Source organism: Pseudomonas gorinensis (assembly GCF_042015035.1).
Lineage (GTDB): Bacteria > Pseudomonadota > Gammaproteobacteria > Pseudomonadales > Pseudomonadaceae > Aquipseudomonas > Aquipseudomonas gorinensis.
The window spans coordinates 1,433,860-1,453,736 of sequence record NZ_CP167125.1 but is presented as its reverse complement, the minus strand read 5'-3'; the positions used below and the strand labels follow the sequence as shown (position 1 = coordinate 1,453,736).

17 protein-coding genes are annotated in these 19,877 nt (G+C 61.6%); 1 reads left to right on the top strand and 16 read right to left on the bottom strand.

Annotated elements, in window-relative coordinates:
- Nucleotides 1-61 precede the first annotated feature (61 nt).
- On the top strand, nt 62-1,552 hold the full coding sequence (locus AB7933_RS06590) for a GGDEF domain-containing protein (protein WP_024073524.1): 1,491 nt from the start codon (nt 62-64) through the stop codon (nt 1,550-1,552).
- Between the two features lie 183 nt (nt 1,553-1,735).
- On the opposite strand, the gene lpxC is transcribed toward AB7933_RS06590, so the two are convergent.
- The 16 genes from lpxC to mraZ all read right to left on the bottom strand — a co-directional run bounded on the left by lpxC (nt 1,736) and on the right by mraZ (nt 19,543).
- Nucleotides 1,736-2,647 carry a UDP-3-O-acyl-N-acetylglucosamine deacetylase gene (gene lpxC, locus AB7933_RS06585; protein ID WP_003171886.1) on the bottom strand — a complete coding sequence of 304 codons (912 nt, stop codon included), beginning with the start codon at nt 2,645-2,647 and terminating at the stop codon, nt 1,736-1,738.
- Nucleotides 2,648-2,759: 112 nt separating this feature from the next.
- Complete coding sequence (gene ftsZ, locus AB7933_RS06580; RefSeq protein WP_024073523.1) at nt 2,760-3,956, bottom strand: cell division protein FtsZ; 1,197 nt, start codon at nt 3,954-3,956, stop codon at nt 2,760-2,762.
- A 75-nt stretch (nt 3,957-4,031) separates the two neighbouring features.
- Nucleotides 4,032-5,294 carry a cell division protein FtsA gene (gene ftsA / locus AB7933_RS06575; RefSeq protein ID WP_024073522.1) on the bottom strand — a complete coding sequence of 421 codons (1,263 nt, stop codon included), beginning with the start codon at nt 5,292-5,294 and terminating at the stop codon, nt 4,032-4,034.
- A gap of 15 nt (nt 5,295-5,309) precedes the next feature.
- Nucleotides 5,310-6,176, bottom strand: coding sequence for a cell division protein FtsQ/DivIB (locus AB7933_RS06570; protein WP_024073521.1), 867 nt, complete (start codon nt 6,174-6,176; stop codon nt 5,310-5,312).
- 3 nt (nt 6,177-6,179) lie between these two features.
- Complete coding sequence (locus AB7933_RS06565; protein WP_024073520.1) at nt 6,180-7,136, bottom strand: D-alanine--D-alanine ligase; 957 nt, start codon at nt 7,134-7,136, stop codon at nt 6,180-6,182.
- On the bottom strand, nt 7,133-8,578 hold the full coding sequence (gene murC, locus AB7933_RS06560) for a UDP-N-acetylmuramate--L-alanine ligase (protein ID WP_024073519.1): 1,446 nt from the start codon (nt 8,576-8,578) through the stop codon (nt 7,133-7,135). Before murC ends, AB7933_RS06565 begins: the two co-directional genes overlap by 4 nt.
- Nucleotides 8,571-9,641 (bottom strand): undecaprenyldiphospho-muramoylpentapeptide beta-N-acetylglucosaminyltransferase, encoded by a 1,071-nt coding sequence (gene murG / locus AB7933_RS06555; RefSeq protein ID WP_024073518.1) that lies wholly within the window; start codon nt 9,639-9,641, stop codon nt 8,571-8,573. The genes murC and murG overlap by 8 nt, the downstream gene beginning before the upstream one ends.
- Nucleotides 9,631-10,854, bottom strand: a complete 1,224-nt coding sequence (ftsW, locus tag AB7933_RS06550; protein WP_375156317.1) for a putative lipid II flippase FtsW — start codon at nt 10,852-10,854, stop codon at nt 9,631-9,633. The genes murG and ftsW overlap by 11 nt, the downstream gene beginning before the upstream one ends.
- Nucleotides 10,851-12,197, bottom strand: coding sequence for a UDP-N-acetylmuramoyl-L-alanine--D-glutamate ligase (murD, locus tag AB7933_RS06545; protein WP_024073516.1), 1,347 nt, complete (start codon nt 12,195-12,197; stop codon nt 10,851-10,853). Before murD ends, ftsW begins: the two co-directional genes overlap by 4 nt.
- A gap of 6 nt (nt 12,198-12,203) precedes the next feature.
- Nucleotides 12,204-13,286 (bottom strand): phospho-N-acetylmuramoyl-pentapeptide-transferase, encoded by a 1,083-nt coding sequence (gene mraY / locus AB7933_RS06540; RefSeq protein WP_003171875.1) that lies wholly within the window; start codon nt 13,284-13,286, stop codon nt 12,204-12,206.
- The gene (locus AB7933_RS06535) at nt 13,286-14,656 is read right to left on the bottom strand and encodes a UDP-N-acetylmuramoyl-tripeptide--D-alanyl-D-alanine ligase (RefSeq protein WP_024073515.1); all 1,371 of its coding nucleotides are present in this window, start codon (nt 14,654-14,656) and stop codon (nt 13,286-13,288) included. Before AB7933_RS06535 ends, mraY begins: the two co-directional genes overlap by 1 nt.
- Nucleotides 14,649-16,112 (bottom strand): UDP-N-acetylmuramoyl-L-alanyl-D-glutamate--2,6-diaminopimelate ligase, encoded by a 1,464-nt coding sequence (locus tag AB7933_RS06530; protein WP_024073514.1) that lies wholly within the window; start codon nt 16,110-16,112, stop codon nt 14,649-14,651. The genes AB7933_RS06535 and AB7933_RS06530 overlap by 8 nt, the downstream gene beginning before the upstream one ends.
- Entirely contained in the window at nt 16,112-17,854 is a 1,743-nt protein-coding gene (locus tag AB7933_RS06525) for a peptidoglycan D,D-transpeptidase FtsI family protein (protein ID WP_168232483.1), read from the bottom strand. Before AB7933_RS06525 ends, AB7933_RS06530 begins: the two co-directional genes overlap by 1 nt.
- The gene (ftsL, locus tag AB7933_RS06520; RefSeq protein ID WP_003171871.1) at nt 17,854-18,147 is read right to left on the bottom strand and encodes a cell division protein FtsL; all 294 of its coding nucleotides are present in this window, start codon (nt 18,145-18,147) and stop codon (nt 17,854-17,856) included. The genes AB7933_RS06525 and ftsL overlap by 1 nt, the downstream gene beginning before the upstream one ends.
- Entirely contained in the window at nt 18,144-19,091 is a 948-nt protein-coding gene (rsmH, locus tag AB7933_RS06515) for a 16S rRNA (cytosine(1402)-N(4))-methyltransferase RsmH (RefSeq protein WP_010213048.1), read from the bottom strand. Before rsmH ends, ftsL begins: the two co-directional genes overlap by 4 nt.
- Nucleotides 19,088-19,543, bottom strand: a complete 456-nt coding sequence (mraZ, locus tag AB7933_RS06510; protein ID WP_003171868.1) for a division/cell wall cluster transcriptional repressor MraZ — start codon at nt 19,541-19,543, stop codon at nt 19,088-19,090. The genes rsmH and mraZ overlap by 4 nt, the downstream gene beginning before the upstream one ends.
- Nucleotides 19,544-19,877: the final 334 nt, after the last annotated feature.

Genomic DNA, 19,877 nt, shown 5'->3' with positions numbered 1-19,877 from the left:
GTATTTAATTTTCATCGGGTAGAACTAAACTGCCAGCATCGTCACCGCTGAAGTCTGCCCGATGAGCCCACGCCCTACTCGCACCTCACCTGCACACCCCGAACTATTGCTGATGCTGGGCAGCGGCCTCACCGTCGTCCTGATTGTGATCATCGTCGCCGCACTGTTGATCCGCGAACACGCCAGCACCTTGCAGGCGGCCAAGCGTTCAACCACCAACATTGCCCAACTGATCAATGCCGATGTGCTGCGAAACGTCGAGTTATACGACCTGGCCCTCAAGGGACTGATTACCGCCACGCAACGTGAGGACCTGTCACAGGTTGCCGCGAATATCCGCCACCTGGTGCAGTTTGACTTGTCCATGGCGGCACCTTTCAAGGGTGAGGTGCTGTTGTTGGATGCCACCGGAGCGGTGATCGCCGACTCCTCGACCCTGCAGCCCACTCCGCGCAATTTTGCCAATCGTGATTATTTCCAGGTGCATGCCAAGGACGCCCAGGCGGGCTTGTTTATCAGCCGACCGTTCAAGATCCATTGCGACTGCGACCAGGTCTGGCGCATCGCATTCAGCCGGCGCGTGTCGGGGCCCAATGGTGAGTTCGCCGGCGTCGCGGTCGCCACCATGCGCCTGGCGTATTTCGACCAGTTGTTCAGCACCCTGACGATCGGCAACGGCAGCAGCGTCAACCTGCTGAACAACAAAGGCATCCTGCTGGCCCAGCAACCTTTGCTTGAACGCGACATGATCGACAAAGACCTGAGCGAGCGACCGAACTTCAAACGCATGCTGCGCGATGGAAGCGGCAGCTTCCAGGCCATCTCCGCCATCAGCGGCAAGGAGCGCCTGTTCACGTTCACCAATGTCGGCGAACTGCCGCTGATCGTGGTGGTGGCGCTCCCCAGTGAAGACGTATTCGCCCCCTGGAAACGTGTCGCGCTGCTCACCAGCGGCGCCACGGGCATCCTGTGTATCGGCCTGTTGTGGCTCACCTGGATGCTGCGCCGGGAACTGCGCCGGCGCTATCGTGCGGAGAGAGTGCTGTCAGAACAAGCAGCCACCGATGCCCTGACGGGCCTGCCCAACCGCCGCGTCCTTGACGAGCGCCTGCGTCTGGAATGGGATCGCGCCCAACGCTCCACAGAACCGCTGACACTGCTGATGATCGACGTGGACCACTTCAAGGCGTTCAACGACCGCCATGGCCACAGTGGCGGCGACGAAGCGTTGCGCACCGTGGCCCAGGTGATCGGCAACAATATCCGCCGACCGGCTGACCTGGCGGCGCGCTATGGCGGGGAGGAATTCGCGGTGGTGCTGCCCGACACCGACGCCAAGGGCGCCTGGCTGATCGCCGAGCATATCCGCAGCAGCGTCGAGCACTTGCCACGGGTGGCGGAAGATGAACGGCCGATTACCGTCAGCATCGGCATGAGCACCTGGGACAAACGCAGCCGCATGTCATTGGAGGCGTTGATGCTGAGTGCGGACCAGGCGCTGTATGAAGCCAAGCACAGTGGCCGAAACTGCATTGTCGATGCCGCAACCTAGCCCCTGTAGGAGCGAGCTTGCTCGCGAAGAACGTCAACGATAACGCGGGCACCAGGTTTATTGCGGCGCACTCAGGTTTTTCGCGAGCAAGCTCGCTCCTACAGGGGGCGGCGCTGTTGCAACCGACATAAAAAAAGGCCACCCGAAGGCAGCCTTTCAAAACTAAAGAAAGAGAGTTGTTACTTACACCGCCGCAACGGGACGCATGTAAGAGATCGGTGCGGTGCTGGCATCTTCGAAGGTCACGACTTCCCAAGCGTCTGTCTGCTCAATCAACTTGCGCAGCAGCTGGTTGTTAAGGGCGTGGCCCGACTTGAAGCCTTTGAACTCGCCTATCAGGCTATTGCCCAGCAGGTAGAGGTCACCGATTGCATCGAGGATCTTGTGCTTCACGAATTCGTCTTCATAGCGAAGGCCGTCTTCGTTCAGTACACCATCCGCGTCGACCACAATGGCGTTTTCAACGCTGCCGCCGAGTGCGAGGTTGTGCTTGCGCAGGTACTCGATGTCACTCATGAAACCAAAGGTACGGGCGCGGCTGACTTCTTTTACGAACGAAGTGCTGGAAAAATCCACGCTTGCACTTTGGGTGCGGTCACGGAATACCGGGTGGTCGAAATCGATCTCAAAGCTCACTTTAAAGCCTTCGAACGGGACGAAGGTGGCGCGCTTGTCGCCGTCTTCTACTGTCACTTCCCGCAGAATGCGTATGAACTTCTTGGCTGCGTCCTGTTCTTCCAGGCCGGCAGATTGAATCAAGAATACGAAGGGTCCAGCGCTGCCATCCATGATCGGGACTTCGGACGCGGAGAGCTCGACGTAGGCGTTATCGATGCCCAAACCGGCCATGGCCGAGAGCAAGTGCTCCACCGTGTCCACTTTGACGTCACCGTTGACCAACGTGGTCGACATCGTGGTTTCGCCAACATTTTCCGCGCGAGCAGGAATCTGCACCACAGGGTCCAGGTCGGCACGCACAAACACGATGCCGGTGTCGACAGGTGCAGGCTTGAGGGTCAGGTATACCTTCTCCCCGGAGTGCAGACCTACACCTGTGGCACGAATAATATTCTTCAGGGTGCGTTGTTTAATCATGGCTTGGACCGCTTCAGCGCAAATTGCGAACTGGTATCAACAAAGGCTGGCGATAATAGCAGACCAGACCTTTGCTGAACACCAATCACCTTCATAGCCCTGATACATTCCATTAATCGGCCTGACGACGCAGGAAAGCCGGGATGTCCAGGTAGTCCAGGTCATCTTGCGGATTCGGGCTACGGGACGCCGCAGCACCGGCCTGAGCCTGGTTGCGCATCACGGTCGGACGATCCAGGTCACGGTAGTTCACCGACGGCAGTTCCTGGCGCGAAGGCGCTGGAGCGGCAGCCGACTGGCTGGCGTGGCTGGTATGAACGGTATTGTCGATGACCTTCACAGGCTTCTCGATTTTCGCGCCCAGGCCAGTTGCAACCACGGTCACGTGCAGTTCATCGCGCATGTCCGGATCGATAACGGTACCGACCTTGACCATTGCGTGCTCGGAAGCGAAGGCTTCGATGATGCTACCTACGTCGGAGTACTCACCCAGGGACAGGTCAGGACCGGCGGTGATGTTCACCAGGATGCCGCGTGCGCCTTGCAGGTTCACGTCTTCCAGCAGCGGGTTGCGGATGGCCGCTTCAGTGGCTTCGCGTGCACGGTTCGGACCGCTGGCGCAGCCAGTGCCCATCATCGCCATGCCCATTTCGCTCATGACAGTACGTACGTCGGCAAAGTCGACGTTGATCATGCCCGGGCGCTTGATGATGTCGGAAATACCGCGAACGGCACCGGCCAGTACATCGTCAGCCTTGGCAAACGCGGACAGCAGGCTCGCGTCCTTGCCCAGGATGGTCAGCAATTTCTCGTTGGGGATGGTGATCAACGAGTCAACGCTTTCAGACAGCAGACGGATACCTTCGTCGGCGATCTGCATGCGCTTGCGGCCTTCGAACGGGAACGGACGGGTCACGACGGCAACCGTCAGGATCCCCATTTCCTTGGCCACTTCGGCAATGATTGGCGCCGCACCGGTACCGGTACCGCCGCCCATGCCAGTGGTGATGAACACCATGTTGGTGCCTTGCAGCACTTCAGCAATACGCTCGCGGTCTTCCAGGGCGGCTTGACGGCCGACTTCCGGATTGGCGCCAGCGCCGAGGCCCTTGGTCACGGCTGTGCCCAATTGCAGGATGGTCCGCGCGCCGATGCTTTTCAGCGCCTGGGCATCAGTGTTGGCGCAGATGAATTCAACGCCTTCAATGTTGCTCTTGACCATATGGTTGACAGCGTTGCCGCCGCCACCGCCGACACCGATCACTTTGATGACCGGGCTGGCGGGGATGTTGTCTACGAGTTCGAACATGTTCCCTCTCCTTTCGTTTTCTCTAGTTTTTTCGCCTACTGCTTTTTTGCCGTGTTGCGGTGTTGCGGTAATTCGTTAGAAATTGCCTTTGATCCAAGCCTGCAACCGCTCGAACAACGGCGCTTTGGCTTCGTCGTCGCTGCGGTAGCTGTCTCGGTTGCTCGGGCCCGACAGGGAAATGCCATCGGTCTGCTTTTGCAGCCCGTACAACAGCAAGCCCACACCGGTGGAATAAATCGGGTTGCGCACAACATCGCCCAAGCCCTTGACGCCATGGGGCACGCCCAGGCGCACCGGCATATGGAAGATTTCCTCGGCCAGTTCGACCGCGCCTTCCATCTTCGAGGTACCACCGGTCAGCACGATGCCGGCCGGGATCAAATCTTCGTAGCCGCTGCGGCGCAGTTCAGCCTGGATCAGGGTGAAGAGCTCGTCGTAGCGTGGTTCGACCACTTCGGCCAAGGCCTGGCGCGACAGTTCGCGCGGTGGACGGTCGCCCACGCTTGGCACCTTGATGGTCTCACCGGCACCCGCCAGCTTGGCCAGGGCGCAGGCGTAGCGAATCTTGATTTCTTCGGCGTACTGGGTCGGTGTACGCAGCGCCATGGCGATGTCGTTGGTGACCTGGTCGCCAGCAATCGGGATCACAGCGGTGTGACGGATCGCACCCTCGGTGAAGATCGCGATGTCGGTGGTGCCGCCGCCGATGTCCACCAGGCATACGCCCAGTTCTTTTTCGTCGTCGGTCAGTACCGAGTAGGCCGAAGCCAGTTGCTCAAGGATGATGTCGTCGATTTCCAGGCCGCAGCGGCGCACGCACTTCTCAATGTTCTGCGCGGCGTTGACGGCGCAGGTCACCACGTGGACCTTGGCCTCCAGGCGTACGCCCGACATGCCCAGGGGCTCGCGCACGCCTTCCTGGTTGTCGATCACGTAGTCCTGCGGCAGGGTGTGCAACACGCGCTGGTCAGCCGGGATCGCCACGGCCTGGGCGGCGTCGAGCACGCGCTCGAGGTCAGCCGAGCTGACTTCACGGTCGCGGATCGCCACGATGCCGTGGGAGTTCAGGCTGCGGATATGGTTGCCGGCCACGCCGACGAACGCCGAGTGAATCCGGCAACCGGCCATCAGCTGCGCTTCTTCAATGGCGCGCTGGATCGATTGCACGGTGGACTCGATGTTCACCACCACGCCCTTCTTCAGGCCCCGGGACGGATGCGTGCCAATACCGACGATTTCGATCGTGCCGTCTTCCCCGACCTCGCCCACCAGCGCCACCACCTTGGAGGTGCCGATATCGAGACCGACGATCATTTTGCCGCTTTGCACGTTTGCCATGGGTCCTGCCTCTTCTTAATTCTTCGCGACAGCGGGTTGCGCTGCCGTGGGCGCAGCCGGTTCACGCCAGCCGACGGCAAGGCCGTTGGCGTAACGCAGGTCGACGCTCGCAATGTTCGTAATCTGTTCTTTCAAGGTCTTGTCATAGATGGCGATGAAGCGGCGCATCTTTTCCACCAGGTGGTCGCGTCCCAGCAACAACTCGATGCCCGGGCCGGAACTGCCTGCCCCGGTCGTCAAAAACCAGCTGCCCCGCTCACGCAGTTCCAGGCGTGCAATGGAGAAGCCCAGTGGCCGCAGCATCTGGCTCAAGGCCTGGTACTGCTGCATCACTTGCTGTTGCGCCCGCTGCGGCCCGAACAACTGCGGCAGGTGTTCGTAGTTGGCCAGCTCACGCGGCGTGAACGCCTGGCCCTGGTTGTTCAACAGCGCTTCGTCACCCCAACGGGCCACGGGCAGTTGTTCTTCCAGGCGGATCGTCACCTGGTCCGGCCAGACGCGACGGACTTCGGCATGGGCGATCCACGGCATCTGTTCCAGCTCCCGGCGCATGCCGGCCAGGTCGATGGTGAAGAAGCTCGCGACGAGGAACGGCCCGATGCGCTGCTGCACCGCTTGCTGGCTGATGTAGCTCAAGTCGCCCTGCACGCTGATCTTGGTGATCGGCCGGTCGGCATACGGCAATAGACGCTGTGCGCCTTCGTAAGTGCCGAAGCCCAGCACCACCAGCAGCACCGGCCAGAACAGCGCCTTGATAAAACCAAAGTTGGCTTTCGGCAGGCGCGCCGACATCGGCTCTTTAGCCACCATTCGACTGGCACCCCGTGGCACCGGCTTGCGGCCGGGTGCGGGGGGCTGATGACGAAGCGATGCGCCTTTCATGTCTTAGCCTCGAGCCTCAATGCTTGCTGCGAGAATGGCCAGCACCAACTGCTGGAAATCCAGACCGGCGGCGCGAGCGGCCATAGGGACCAGGCTGTGGTCGGTCATACCCGGTGCGGTGTTGACTTCCAGGAACCAGAAATTCCCTTGGTCATCCTGCATCACGTCTGCCCGCGCCCAACCGGCGATACCCAGCGCCTCACAGGCTTTCGCCGTGAGGTCCATCAATTCCTGTTCTTTGGTTGCGTCAAGGCCGCACGGGATCCGGTACTGGGTATCGGAAGCCAGGTACTTGGCGTCGTAGTCGTAAAAGGTGTGGGGCGTGCCCAATGCGATGGGCGGCAATACCTGGCCACGCAGGGTGGCGATGGTGTACTCGGGACCCTGGATCCACTGTTCCACCAACACTTGCGAATCGTAGGTACTTGCCGCTTTCCATGCGTCGATCAATTCGGCGGCCGAGTTCACTTTGGCCATGCCGATACTGGAGCCTTCATGGGCTGGTTTGACGATCAAAGGCAGGCCCAGTTCCTTGGCTGCGGAAATACAATCGTCTTCGCTGCACAGGACACTGTGGCGCGGGGTTGGAATACCCAGGCTGTGCCACACCTGCTTGGTGCGCAACTTGTCCATCGCCAGCGCGGAAGCCAGGATACCGCTGCCGGTGTAAGGAATGCCTGCGCACTCCAGCAGGCCCTGCATGCTGCCATCTTCACCGCCACGACCGTGCAGGATGATAAAGGCGCGGTCGATCTTCTCGGCCTGCAGGCGGGCGAGGAAGTCATCGCCCACGTCGATCCCGAACGCATTCACGCCGGCGCTTTGCAGGGCTTCAAGCACGGCATTGCCGGACTTGAGCGACACTTCGCGCTCGGCGCTCTTGCCGCCGAACAATACCGCCACGCGGCCGAAGTCGGCAGGCGCGATGGTAGAGAACAGGGCGTCGTAATTCACGGTCATTTCGACTTCCCCTGCGCAGCTGCAAACAGCGGGCTGGCGAGCAATTTCGGCGCAAGGCCGCCAATATCACCGGCACCCTGGCACAGCAGGATATCGCCGGCACGCAGCAACGGCTTGACGATCGGCGCCAGGTCCACGCCGCGCTCGATGTAGATCGGGTCCAACTGGCCACGCTGACGGATGCTGTTGCACAGCTTGCGGCTGTCGGCACCCGGGATCGGCTCTTCACCGGCTGGGTAGACTTCCATCAAGAGCAGCACGTTGGCATCGGCCAATACATTGACGAAATCGTCGTACAGGTCGCGGGTACGGCTGTAGCGGTGCGGCTGGTAGACCATCACCAGGCGACGCTCCGGCCAGCCACCACGCACGGCCTTGATCACGGCGGCGACTTCGGTCGGGTGGTGGCCGTAGTCGTCCACCAGCATCACGTCGCCACCTTCCACCGGCAACTGGCCGTAGACCTGGAAGCGACGGCCCACGCCGGCAAAGCACGACAGGCCTTCGACGATGGCCTCATCGCTGACGCCCTCGTCAGAAGCGATGCAGATGGTCGCCAGGGAATTGAGCACGTTGTGGTTGCCCGGCATGTTCACCGACACGTCCAGTGGCTCGCGGTCGGGACGCAGCACGGTAAAGAAGGTTTGCATGCCTTCCTGGCGCACATTGATCGCGCGCACGTCGGCGTCTTCGCTGAAGCCGTAGGTCACGGTCGGGCGCTTGACCAGGGGCAGGATTTCACGCACCACCGGATCATCCAGGCACACCACCGCCAGCCCATAGAACGGCAGGTTGTGCAGGAACTCGACGAAGGTTTTCTTCAACTTGTTGAAGTCACCGTCGTAGGTCGCCATGTGGTCGGCGTCGATATTGGTGACCACGGCCACCAGCGGTTGCAGGTGCAGGAAGCTGGCATCGCTTTCGTCGGCTTCGGCGATCAGGTAGCGGCTGGTGCCGAGCTGGGCATTGGTGCCGGCTGCATTCAGGCGGCCACCGATGACGAAGGTCGGGTCCAGGCCACCGGCCGCGAACACCGAGGCAATGAGGCTGGTGGTGGTGGTCTTGCCGTGGGTGCCGGCAACGGCGATGCCGTGGCGATAGCGCATCAGCTCGGCCAGCATCTCGGCGCGTGGCACCACGGGAATGCGGCGCTCAAGGGCGGTGGCCACTTCCGGGTTGGACGTGTTCACAGCGCTGGACACTACCAGCACGTCAGCCTCGGTGGCGTTCTCGGCGCGGTGGCCGATAAAAATCTGTGCGCCAAAGGACTTCAGGCGATCGGTGACCGGCGACTCTTTCAAGTCGGAGCCCGACACCTGGTAGCCGAGGTTCAGCAACACCTCGGCAATACCGCACATGCCCACGCCGCCGATACCGACGAAGTGGATGCGGCGGATGCGGCGCATCTCTGGTTGCGGCATGGCTTTCTGATTCTCAACCATGGGCCACCTCCAGGCAGATATCGACCACGGTGCGGGTTGCGTCAGGCTTGGCCAGGCGGCTTGCGGTGCTCGCCATGCTGTTGAGTCGTTCCGGTTGCATCAAAACCTCGGTCAGGCGTGCGGCCAAATCGGCGGCGCCAGTCGTTCTTTGCGGCAGCAGGAAGGCAGCGCCCTCCCCGGCCAAATATTCGGCGTTGCGGGTCTGGTGATCGTCGATCGCATGGGGCAAAGGCACCAGTAACGACGGCAGCCCGGCAGCGGCCAGTTCACTGACGGTCAGCGCACCAGCGCGACAGACCACCAGGTCGGCCCAGCCATAGGCATGGGCCATGTCCTTGATGAAGGGCTGCACATTGGCCTCCACACCTGCCTCGCGATAACGCGCGGCGGTCACTTCATCGTGATGCTTGCCCGCCTGGTGGAAGATTTCCGGGCGCAATTGCACAGGCAATTGCGCCACCGCTTCCGGCAGCAATTTGTTCAGCGGCTCGGCACCCAGGCTTCCGCCCAGGACCAGCAGGTGCGCCTTGCGCCCGGCCAATGCTTCACGGGCGATGGCCATGAACAGCTCGGTGCGCACCGGGTTACCGGTGGTGCGACGTTTGTCCGAGGCACTGAAGGTGTTGGGGAACGCTTCACACACCCGCGCCGCCAAAGGCACGAGCAAACGGTTGGCCGTGCCGGCCACCGCGTTCTGCTCATGCACGATCACCGGCACTCCCGCGAGCTTCGCGGCAACACCGCCAGGGCCTGTCACATAGCCGCCAAAGCCAAGCACACACACCGGCTTCAATTCACGAATGACCTTGCGCGCCTGCCACACCGCCTTGAGCAACACGAACGGCGCCTTGAGCAAAGACAACTTGCCCTTGCCTCGCAGGCCGCTGACGTTGATCAGGTGCAGCGGCAGCCCGGCATTCGGCACCAGTTCGTTTTCAATGCCACGCGGCGTCCCCAGCCAGTGCACGGTGTAGCCACGGTTCTGGAATTCGCGGGCACAAGCCAGGGCCGGGAACACGTGGCCCCCGGTGCCGCCTGCCATGATCAGCACGTTAGCGCCCATGGGTCGGCTCCTCGGCGAAGTCGCTTTCGCTGAACTCCATCTCTTCGCTGCCCAGGTGGGTTCGACTCTCCCACTCGATGCGCAGCAATAACCCCAGGCAGGCGCAGCAAATCACCAACGAACTGCCGCCATAACTGAGGAACGGCAAGGTCAGGCCCTTGGTCGGCAGCAGGCCGACGTTCACACCGATATTGATCAGGAACTGGCCGATCCACAGGAACGACAAGCCATATGCCACATAAGCGGCAAAATACTGTTTGGCCTTCTCGGCCCACAGGCCGATGTACATGCCGCGCACACACACGAACACGAACAGCGCGACGGTACACAGCGAACCGACCACGCCAAGCTCTTCGGCAAGCACCGAGAACACGAAGTCGGTGTGCGCTTCCGGCAGGTAGAACTGCTTCTGCACGCTGTTGCCCAGGCCCACGCCCAGCCACTCGCCGCGCCCGAAGGCGATCAGCGCCTGGGTCAACTGGTAGCCGGAACCGAACTGGTCGGACCATGGGTCGGTGAAGGTGATCAGGCGCGCCATCCGGTAAGGTTGCGCTTGTACCAGCACGGTCACCGCAGCGACCGCCAGCACCACCATCAAGGTGAAGCGGAACAGGCCCACGCCGCCGAGGAACAGCATGGCCGCCGCGGCCCCCATCATCACGACGGTGGCACCGAAGTCAGGTTCCATCAGCAACAGGCCGGCCATGGGCAGCAGCACGATGAATGGCTTGAAGAAGCCCATCCAGCTTTCGCGCACTTCTTTCTGGCGACGCACCAGGTAACCGGCGAGGTAGATCACCACGAACATCTTGGCGATCTCGGACGGCTGCACGTTGAATGCACCGAAGCCGATCCAGCGCATCGAACCGTTCACCTCACGGCCAATGCCGGGCAGGATCACCATGACCAGCAAGCCGAAGGCACCGATCAGCATCAGCCAACCCAGGCGCTGCCAGGTGGCGATGGGGATCATCATGGTGACGATGCACGCCCCGAGGCCGATCACCAGGTACACCAGGTGACGGATCATCATGTACAGGGTGTTGCCCGACTGCACGGCGGCCACTTCGGAAGACGCCGAGGTGATCATCACCAGGCCCAGTCCGAGCAGCGCCAGGCAACCGGCGAGCATCGGGAAATCCAGGTCGATACCGCGCCCGGTAATAATCGGCGAAGGGTACGGCTTGATGATGTTGCGCAAGTTGATATTCATGCCAAGGCCTCCACGGCGCGAGCGAACAACTGGCCGCGCTCTTCGTAGTTCTTGAACATGTCGAGACTCGCACAGGCCGGCGACAGCAACACCGCATCGCCCGGCTGGGCCAAGGCCTTGCACTGGGCGATAGCGTCGTCCAGGGAGGTGGCGCGCACTTGCGGCACGGCGTCCCCCAGAGCGGCGGCGATCAGGTCGGCGTCGCGGCCCATCAGCACCACGGCACGGCAATGGGCGGCCACCGGACCTTTAAGGTCCTTGAAGTCGGCGCCCTTGCCGTCACCACCGGCAATCAGCACCAGCTTGCCCTTGATATCGGCCCCCAGGCCTTCGATGGCGGCCAGTGCAGCGCCGACGTTGGTGGCCTTGGAATCGTTGTAATAGCTGACGCCATCGAGGTCACGCACCCATTGGCAGCGATGCTCAAGGCCGGCAAAGGAACGCAGGCTCGACAGCATGGCGTCAAACGGCAGGCCAACGGCATGCCCGAGCGCCAAGGCCGCGAGGGCATTGGACTGGTTATGCGCACCACGGATTTTCAGTTCGCGCACGGGCATCAGGTTCTGGAATTCGAAGGCCAGGTATTTCTCGCCGTTCTCTTCGCGGATGCCAAAGGCCTTGAAGTCGGGTTTGCCCAGGCCGAAGGTCCAGCACGGCAAGCCCTCGCCCATCAGCGGACGGCTCAGGGCATCCTGGCGGTTGACCACCACTTGCCTGGCACCGCGGAAAATCCGGTGCTTGGCCAGGTGATAGGCCGGCAGGCCGCTGTAGCGGTCCATGTGGTCTTCGCTGACATTCAATACGGTGGCGACTTCGGCGCCCAGGTCGTGGGTGGTCTCCAGCTGGAAGCTCGAAAGTTCCATGACGTACAGCTCGACGTCGTCGCTGAGCAGGTCCAGCGCCGGTGTCCCGAGGTTGCCGCCCACCGCCACGCGCTTGCCGGCCGCAGCCGCCATTTCGCCGACCAGGGTGGTCACGGTGCTTTTCGCGTTGGAGCCGCTGATGGCCACGATCGGCGCCTTGGCGTGACGCGCGAACAGGTCGATGTCACCGGACAGCTTCACGCCACGCGCGGCTGCAGCTTGCAGGGCCGGTGTCGCCAAGGCCAGGCCGGGGCTCACGTAGAGCTCATCGGCACGGCACAGAAACTCCACATCCAACTCGCCACAACGCACTTCCACGTGCGGGTAGTCACGGCGCAGCGTGACCAGCTCCGGTGGATTTTCCCGCGTATCGGCCACGGCAAACGGCTTGCCCCGGTTCGCCAGGAAGCGAACCAGGGACATGCCGCTCTTGCCGAGGCCGACAACGATGCGGAAGTGGTCTGAAGCGATCAGGGACACTCGTTTCTACCTCAGTTTCAGGGTGGCAAGGCCGACCAGGACCAGAATCACGGTGATGATCCAGAAACGGACAATCACGCGCGGCTCAGGCCAGCCCTTGAGTTCAAAGTGGTGGTGAATCGGCGCCATGCGGAACACGCGGCGTCCGGTCAATTTGAAGGAGGCCACCTGGATGACCACCGACAGGGTTTCCATCACGAACACACCGCCCATGATGAACAGCACGATTTCCTGGCGAACGATCACCGCGATGGTGCCCAGGGCCGCGCCCAGCGCCAGTGCGCCGACGTCACCCATGAAGACTTGTGCGGGATAGGTGTTGAACCACAGGAAGCCCAGGCCCGCACCAATCAATGCGCCGCAGAACACAATCAGTTCACCGGCACCCGGCACATAGGGGATCAGCAGGTATTCGGCGAATTTCACGTTACCCGACAGGTAGCAGAAGATGCCGAGCGCACCGCCGACCATCACCGTCGGCATGATCGCCAGGCCATCGAGGCCGTCGGTCAGGTTCACCGCGTTGCTGGAGCCGACGATGACGAAGTACGTCAGTACGACAAAGCCAATGCCCAGTGGAATGCTGGCGTCCTTGAGCATCGGGATGATCAAGGTGGTTTCCACGGCGCTTGGCGCGGTGGTGTAGAGGAAGATCGCAGCGGCAAGGCCGAACACCGACTGCCAGAAATACTTCCAGCGGCTTGGCAGCCCTTTGGAGTTTTTCTCGATGACTTTGCGGTAGTCATCGACCCAGCCGATAGCGCCGAACAACAGGGTCACCAGCAACACCACCCACACGTAGCGGTTGTGCAGGTCAGCCCAGAGCAAGGTGCTGATGCCGATGGACGACAGGATCAATGCACCGCCCATGGTCGGGGTGCCAGATTTGGACAGGTGCGACTGCGGGCCGTCATTACGAACCGATTGACCAATTTGCAGGTTCTGCAGGGTGCGGATCATCCACGGCCCCAGGAACAGCGACAAAGACAGCGCAGTCAGCACACCCAGGATCCCGCGCAGGGTCAGGTACTGAAAGACCGCAAAGCCTTTGTGGAACTGTTGCAGATACTCAGCCAGCAGCAGCAGCATTAATGTTTCTCCGTACTTGAGCCACACAAGGCCGCGACGACGTTTTCCATCACCGCGCTGCGCGATCCCTTGATCAAAATGGTTGTGTGTTTGTCGTGTTCAGCCACGCCCAGCGCCTGGATCAACTCGGCCTGGGTCGCGAAATGCCGCGCGCCAGGGCCGAAGGCCGCGACGGCGTGAGCCATGTGCGGGCCAACGGCGTAGAGGGCGTCGACTTTATCGCTGGCGTAGACACCGACTTCGCGATGGGACTGTTCGGCCCAATCGCCCAGTTCGGCGATGTCGCCCAGCACCAGCACCTTGCGCCCGTCGAAGCCCTTGAGCAGGTCAATGGCGGCGCAGACCGAGGACTGGTTGGCGTTATAGGTGTCATCGATCACGCGCATGCCGTTGGTCGCCAGTTGCGCCACCGTGCGGCCCTTGACCGGCTGTACCGCGCCCAGGCCGGTGGCGATACCGAACAGCGAAACGCCCAGGGCGTAAGCGGCAGCGGCGGCAGCCAAGGCGTTGGCGACGTTGTGGTTGCCCAGCAGATTCAACTGCACATGCTCACGCCCTTGCGGAGTGTGCAAGGTAAAGGACGGGCAGCCACGGGCATCGACGGTGATGTCGGATGCATGGAAATCGGCCGTGGCGTTCAGCACGGCAAACGTCAGGACCTTGCGACCGGCGGCACGTACACGCCAGGTCTCGAAGGCCTTGTCGTCCAGATTCAATACAGCGGTGCCCGAGGCATCCAGGCCTTCGAGGATTTCCCCCTTGGCCTCGACGATTTTCTCCGGGCCGCCGAACTCGCCCACATGGGCAGTTCCGGCGTTGTTGATGATCGCGACGTGGGGTTTGGTCAGCGCCACGGTGTAGGCGATTTCGCCGATGCGCGAAGCGCCCAGTTCGATCACCGCCGCCGTGTGTTCCGGGGCCAGTTCGAGCAGGGTCAACGGTGCGCCGAAATCATTGTTCAGGTTGCCACGTGTAGCGAGCACCGGCCCGCGCGTACGCAGGACACCGGCGAGCAGCTCCTTGACCGTGGTCTTGCCGCTGGAACCGGTGATGGCGGCCACGGGTTTATCGAAGGCAGCACGGTTCAGCGCCCCGAGCTGGCCCAGGGCCAGGCGTGTATCGGCCACCAGCAATTGCGGCAAGGTCGAATCCGCCACTTCGCGCTGCACCAAAGCACCGACGGCGCCTTTGGCGGCGACTTCATTCAGGTAGTCGTGACCGTCGAAACGCGGCCCGGCCAGGGCGACGAACAATTGGCCCGGCTTGATTGCGCGGCTGTCGATGCTGACACCGTTGAAACTGCAATCACCGGACAGCACACGGCCCGACAGGGGCTGGGTCAGTTCGCTGAACTTCATGGTTTTAAGCATGGGCGACCTCCCAGGCAGTCAAGGCGTGATCAGCCTCGACCAGATCGGAGAAGGCATGGCGTTGGCCGTTGATTTCCTGGTAATCCTCGTGGCCTTTACCGGCCAGGACCACCACGTCGTCAGCGCTGGCGCTGGCGATCAATTGGGCAATGGCCGCGCCACGACCGGCGACGAAGGCAACCTTGGACACGTCCTGGAAGCCTGCGCGGATGTCAGCGAAAATCTGGCTCGGGTCTTCACTGCGCGGATTGTCGTCGGTGACGAGCACACCATCGGCCAGACGCTCGACGATTTCAGCCATCAACGGGCGTTTGCCACGGTCACGGTCACCGCCACAGCCAAACAGGCAGAGCAACTTGCCCTTGGCGTGGGGGCGCAGGGCCAGCAGGACCTTTTCCAGCGCATCCGGGGTGTGAGCGTAATCGACCACCACCAGCGGCTGAGTGCCCCCACCCAGACGCTGCATGCGCCCAGCGGGGCCTTCCAGCTTCGGCAGCACGCGCAGGATTTCATCCAGGGCGTAATCCAGGCCAAGCAATGCGCCGACAGCGGCGAGGAGATTGCTCAGGTTGAAGCGCCCGAGCAAGGTGCTGCGCAAATGGTGTTCGCCTTGTGGCGTCACCAGCGTGGCACGCACGCCTTCGTCATTGAACTGGGCTTCGCGGCAATACAGATACGCGCTGGCGTCTTCCAGGCTGTAGCTGATCAGGCGAGCTTCGTGGTCCTCGGCAGCCAGTCGGCGGCCAAAGGCATCGTCCAGGTTGACCACCCGGCACTTGAGGTCATTCCAGGCAAACAGCCTGGCCTTCTCGGCGGCGTAGGCCTCCATGGTGCCGTGGTAGTCCAGGTGATCGCGGGACAGGTTGGTCATCACTGCCACATCAAAGGCCAGGGCCGTCACACGCCCCTGATGCAGGCCGTGGGACGAGACTTCCATGGCGACCGCCTTGGCTCCGGCCTTTTTCAGGTCAGCCAGCGTCGCTTGCACGGCAATCGGGTTTGGCGTGGTGTGCAGGCCGCTTTGCAGCGCGCCATAGAAGCCCGTGCCGAGGGTGCCGACGATGCCGCAATGCTGGCCCAACAGGTCGAGGGCCTGGGCGACCAATTGGGTCACGCTGGTCTTGCCGTTGGTACCGGTCACGCCAATCAGGTTCAAGTGGCGGCTCGGGTCACCATAGAAACGCCCGGCGATGTCCGACAGCTGCGCGGCCAGGCCCTTGACCGGAATCAACGGCACGTCGGTGATCGGCAGCACGGTCGCGCCTTCCACTTCATAGGCCACGGCCGCCGCACCGCGTTGCAAGGCATCGGCGATATGCGCACGGCCATCGTACTTGCCACCCGGCACCGCCAGGAACAGGTCCCCGGCGCGTACGTTGCGGCTGTCCAGGCTCAACTCGCGAATCAGCAGATCGCGACCGGCGTGGGCAAAAATCTTGTTCAGGCTCAAGGACATCAGCCGCGCCCTCCATTGGCTTTGGCAGCAGCGGCCGGTGGTCCGGCGTTCGCTTGTTGGGTCGGCGGCAGGTTATCCGGCGTGATGTTCATCAGGCGCAGGGTGCCCGACATCACTTTGCTGAACACCGGCGCCGATACCAGGCCACCGAAGTAACCGGCTTTGCTTGGTTCATCGATCACAACCACGATGGCGTAGCGCGGGTCGCTCATCGGGCCGAAGCCGGCGAACAGCGAGCGGTAGGAGTTCTCGGCGTAACCCTTGGTACCCACCGACGTCTTACGTGCCGTACCGGACTTGCCTGCCACGTGATACGCCGGCACCTGGGCGCGGAATACACCGCGCGGCGCTTCGATCACTTGTTGCAGCATGCCTTGCATGGTCTTGGCGACGTTTTCCGGGATCACCTGGGTGGCTTTCGGCGCTTCGTCAACGTGGATCAGGCTCAGCGGCACCATGCGGCCATTGTTGGCCAGCACCGAGAAGGCGTGGGCCAGTTGGATGGCGGTGACGGACAGGCCGTAGCCGTAGGAAAGCGTGGCCGTCTCGGCTTTTTTCCAGTCGCGATAGTTCGGCAGGTTGCCGACGCGCTCACCCGGGAAGTCGAGGCCGGTGGGTTGGCCCAGGCCGATTTTTTGCGCCAGGTGGTAGATGGTTTCGCCACCAATATCGAAGGCCACCTTACTCATGCCCACGTTACTGGAGTTGATCAGGATACCTGTCAAATCCAGCACCGGCCCTTCGGTACGGGACACGTCACGAATGGTGTATTTGCCCAACTGCAGGGTGCCTGGATACACCTCGACCTTGTCGCTGGGCTTCCAGCGGCCGGTTTCCAGGGCAGCACTCATGGAGATGGCTTTCATGGTCGAACCTGGCTCGAACACGTCGATCATTGCACGATTGCGCATCATCGCCGGTTGCAGGTTGCGACGGTTGTTCGGGTTGTAGGTCGGCTGGTTGACCATGGCGAGGATCTCGCCGGTCTTCACGTCCATGATCACCAGGCTGCCGGCCTTGGCGCCGTTCTCGATGATCGCGTTGCGCAGCTCGCGGTTGGCCAGGTATTGCAGGCGCAGGTCAATCGACAACGCCAAGGGCTTACCGGCCTTGGCGTTTTTGGTGACCTGGACATCCTTGATCAGTCTGCCGCGCCGATCCTTGATGACCTGTCGTTTGCCGGGGACCCCGGCCAGCCATTCATCGTAGGCCAGCTCCACACCTTCGCGGCCATGGTCATCAATGTCGGTAAAACCCACCATATGGGCGGTGGTTTCACCGGCCGGATAGAAACGACGGAATTCCTCGATGCCGTAGACACCGGGGACTTTAAGGTCGAGCACCTGCTGGCCCTGCTCGGGGGTCAGGCCGCGCACCAGGTAGATGAACTCTTTATTGGCCTGGGCTTCCAGGCGCTCGGCCAAGGCCTTCGGGTCCTGGCCCAGGGCGGCGGCGAGTTGCGGCCATTTGTCCTTGGCCACCTGCAGTTCCTTGGCGTTGGCCCACAGGGTAGTCACCGGGGTACTGACAGCCAGTGGTTCGCCGTTACGGTCAGTGATCAGGCCACGGTGCGCAGGAATCGGAATATGCCGCAGGCTGCGGGCATCGCCCTGGCCAATCAGGAAGTCGCGGTCAACCACTTGCAGGTCGATGATGCGCCAGGCGATCGCGCCGACCATCAGGGCCAACAAGCCCAGCACCAGACGGAAGCGCCACGGGTAAAGTGCACCTTCGAGCTTCATCATGGCGCCACCATGCGAACTTCGGCCGCGCCCGGGATGTGCATTTTCAGTTGCTCGGTCGCCAGCACTTCAATACGGCTGTGGGCCGTCCAGGTGCTCTGCTCCAGAATCAGCCGGCCCCACTCCGCCTGGGCTTTATCACGCACACTCAATTCCCCGTACAGGGTGTTGAGCAGTTGACGATTCCAGTGGGCGCTGTAGGACACCGCAATCGCGGACACCAGCACGCCGATAAACAGCAGCAGCATAAAAAAGCTGCCGCCCGGAAGGGGCTTGGCGAAAAGCTTGCTCACCGCAACTTCTCCGCGACACGCATGACAGCGCTACGGGAACGTGGGTTGGCCTTGAGTTCGGCTTCGGAAGCGAACTGCGCTTTGCCATGGATTTTGATTTTTGGCACGAAGGCTTCGAAACGCACCGGCAGGTTGCGCGGCAGGTTGTCGGACTCGCCCTTGACCAGGCGGCGCATGAACAGTTTGACGATACGGTCTTCCAGGGAGTGGAAGCTGATCACCACCAGGCGACCACCCACTTCCAAGGCTTCCAGTGCGGCTTCGAGGCCGGCTTCCAGATCGCCCAATTCGTTGTTGACGTGAATACGCAGGCCCTGGAATGCGCGGGTAGCCGGGTTCTTGCCCTTTTCCCAGGCAGGATTGGCGACTTTCAGCACTTCGGCCAGGTCGGCGGTGCGCTCGAACGGCTGGATTTCCCGACGCTCGACCACGGCACGGGCCATGCGCCCGGCGAAGCGCTCTTCACCGTATTCCTTGAACACGCGGGCGATTTCTTCCACTGGCGCGGTGGCGATGAACTGGGCAGCACTGACACCACGGGTCGGGTCCATGCGCATGTCGAGCGGGCCGTCGTTCATGAAGCTGAAGCCGCGCTCCGGATCATCGAGCTGCGGCGAAGACACGCCCAGGTCGAGCAAAACCCCGGCCACCTTGCCCGCCATGCCGCGCTCGGCAACTTCCGCGCCCAGCTCGGCAAAGCTGCGCTGCACAACGACAAAGCGGCCGTCTTCGGCCGCTAGCGCTTGCCCGGTGGCAATCGCTTGGGGGTCTTTATCGAATCCGAGGAGCTTGCCGTCGGGCCCGAGCTGGCTGAGTATCAACCGGCTGTGCCCGCCTCTGCCGAAGGTGCCATCCAAATAGCAGCCATCCGCGCGTACGGCGAGAGCCTCAACGGCTTCGTCAAGCAGTACGGTGATGTGGTTAAAGCCGCTATCAATAGTCACAGGATCAAATCACGCAGTTCATCAGGCATGGCGCCCGGTTGTTGAATAGCAGCCAGGTCCGCTGCAGAAACAGCGTCCCAGGCATCTTCGTCCCACAATTGGAACTTGTTCAGTTGGCCCACCAGCATTGCGCGCTTATCCAGCTTGGCGTACTCGCGCAGACGCGGAGGCACCAGGAAACGACCGCTGCCATCGAGCTCGAGGTCGACGGCATTACCAATCAGCAAACGCTGCAGGCGGCGGTTCTCTTCACGCAATGAAGGCAAAGCGCGCAACTTGGTTTCAATCAACTCCCACTCATCGAGCGGGTAAACACACAAACAAGGGTCAACGGCATCGATGGTGATAATCAACTGCCCGGAACTTCGCGAAATGAGCTCGTCACGATACCGGCTCGGCATGGCGAGACGGCCTTTTGCATCGAGACTGATAGCGTTAGCTCCGCGAAACACAGATGCGTTTCTCCAAATTTTAGCGTTTTACGTTCAAAAAACCCACTTTGTGCCACTTTCCGCCACTTGCGCACACTATAGGAATGCGGCCACCACACCGTCAAGGCGCGGATTCAAGGAAAAGCCTTACAGAACGGAGATTTAGGAGCGTAAAGGGAGGAGAAACCAGAGTTCGGCGATGTTTTGGGCCCAACAAGCACAAATAGCTCAAAGAGCTATGGCTCATAGTTAATGTAATTTATTAAGAGTAAGATTTTTTTGGTATTACGAAGATGCATCTGCCAATGATTCAGCAGGGAGGGATTCTTGCGTTACTACCGGTTTTCTGCCCGAG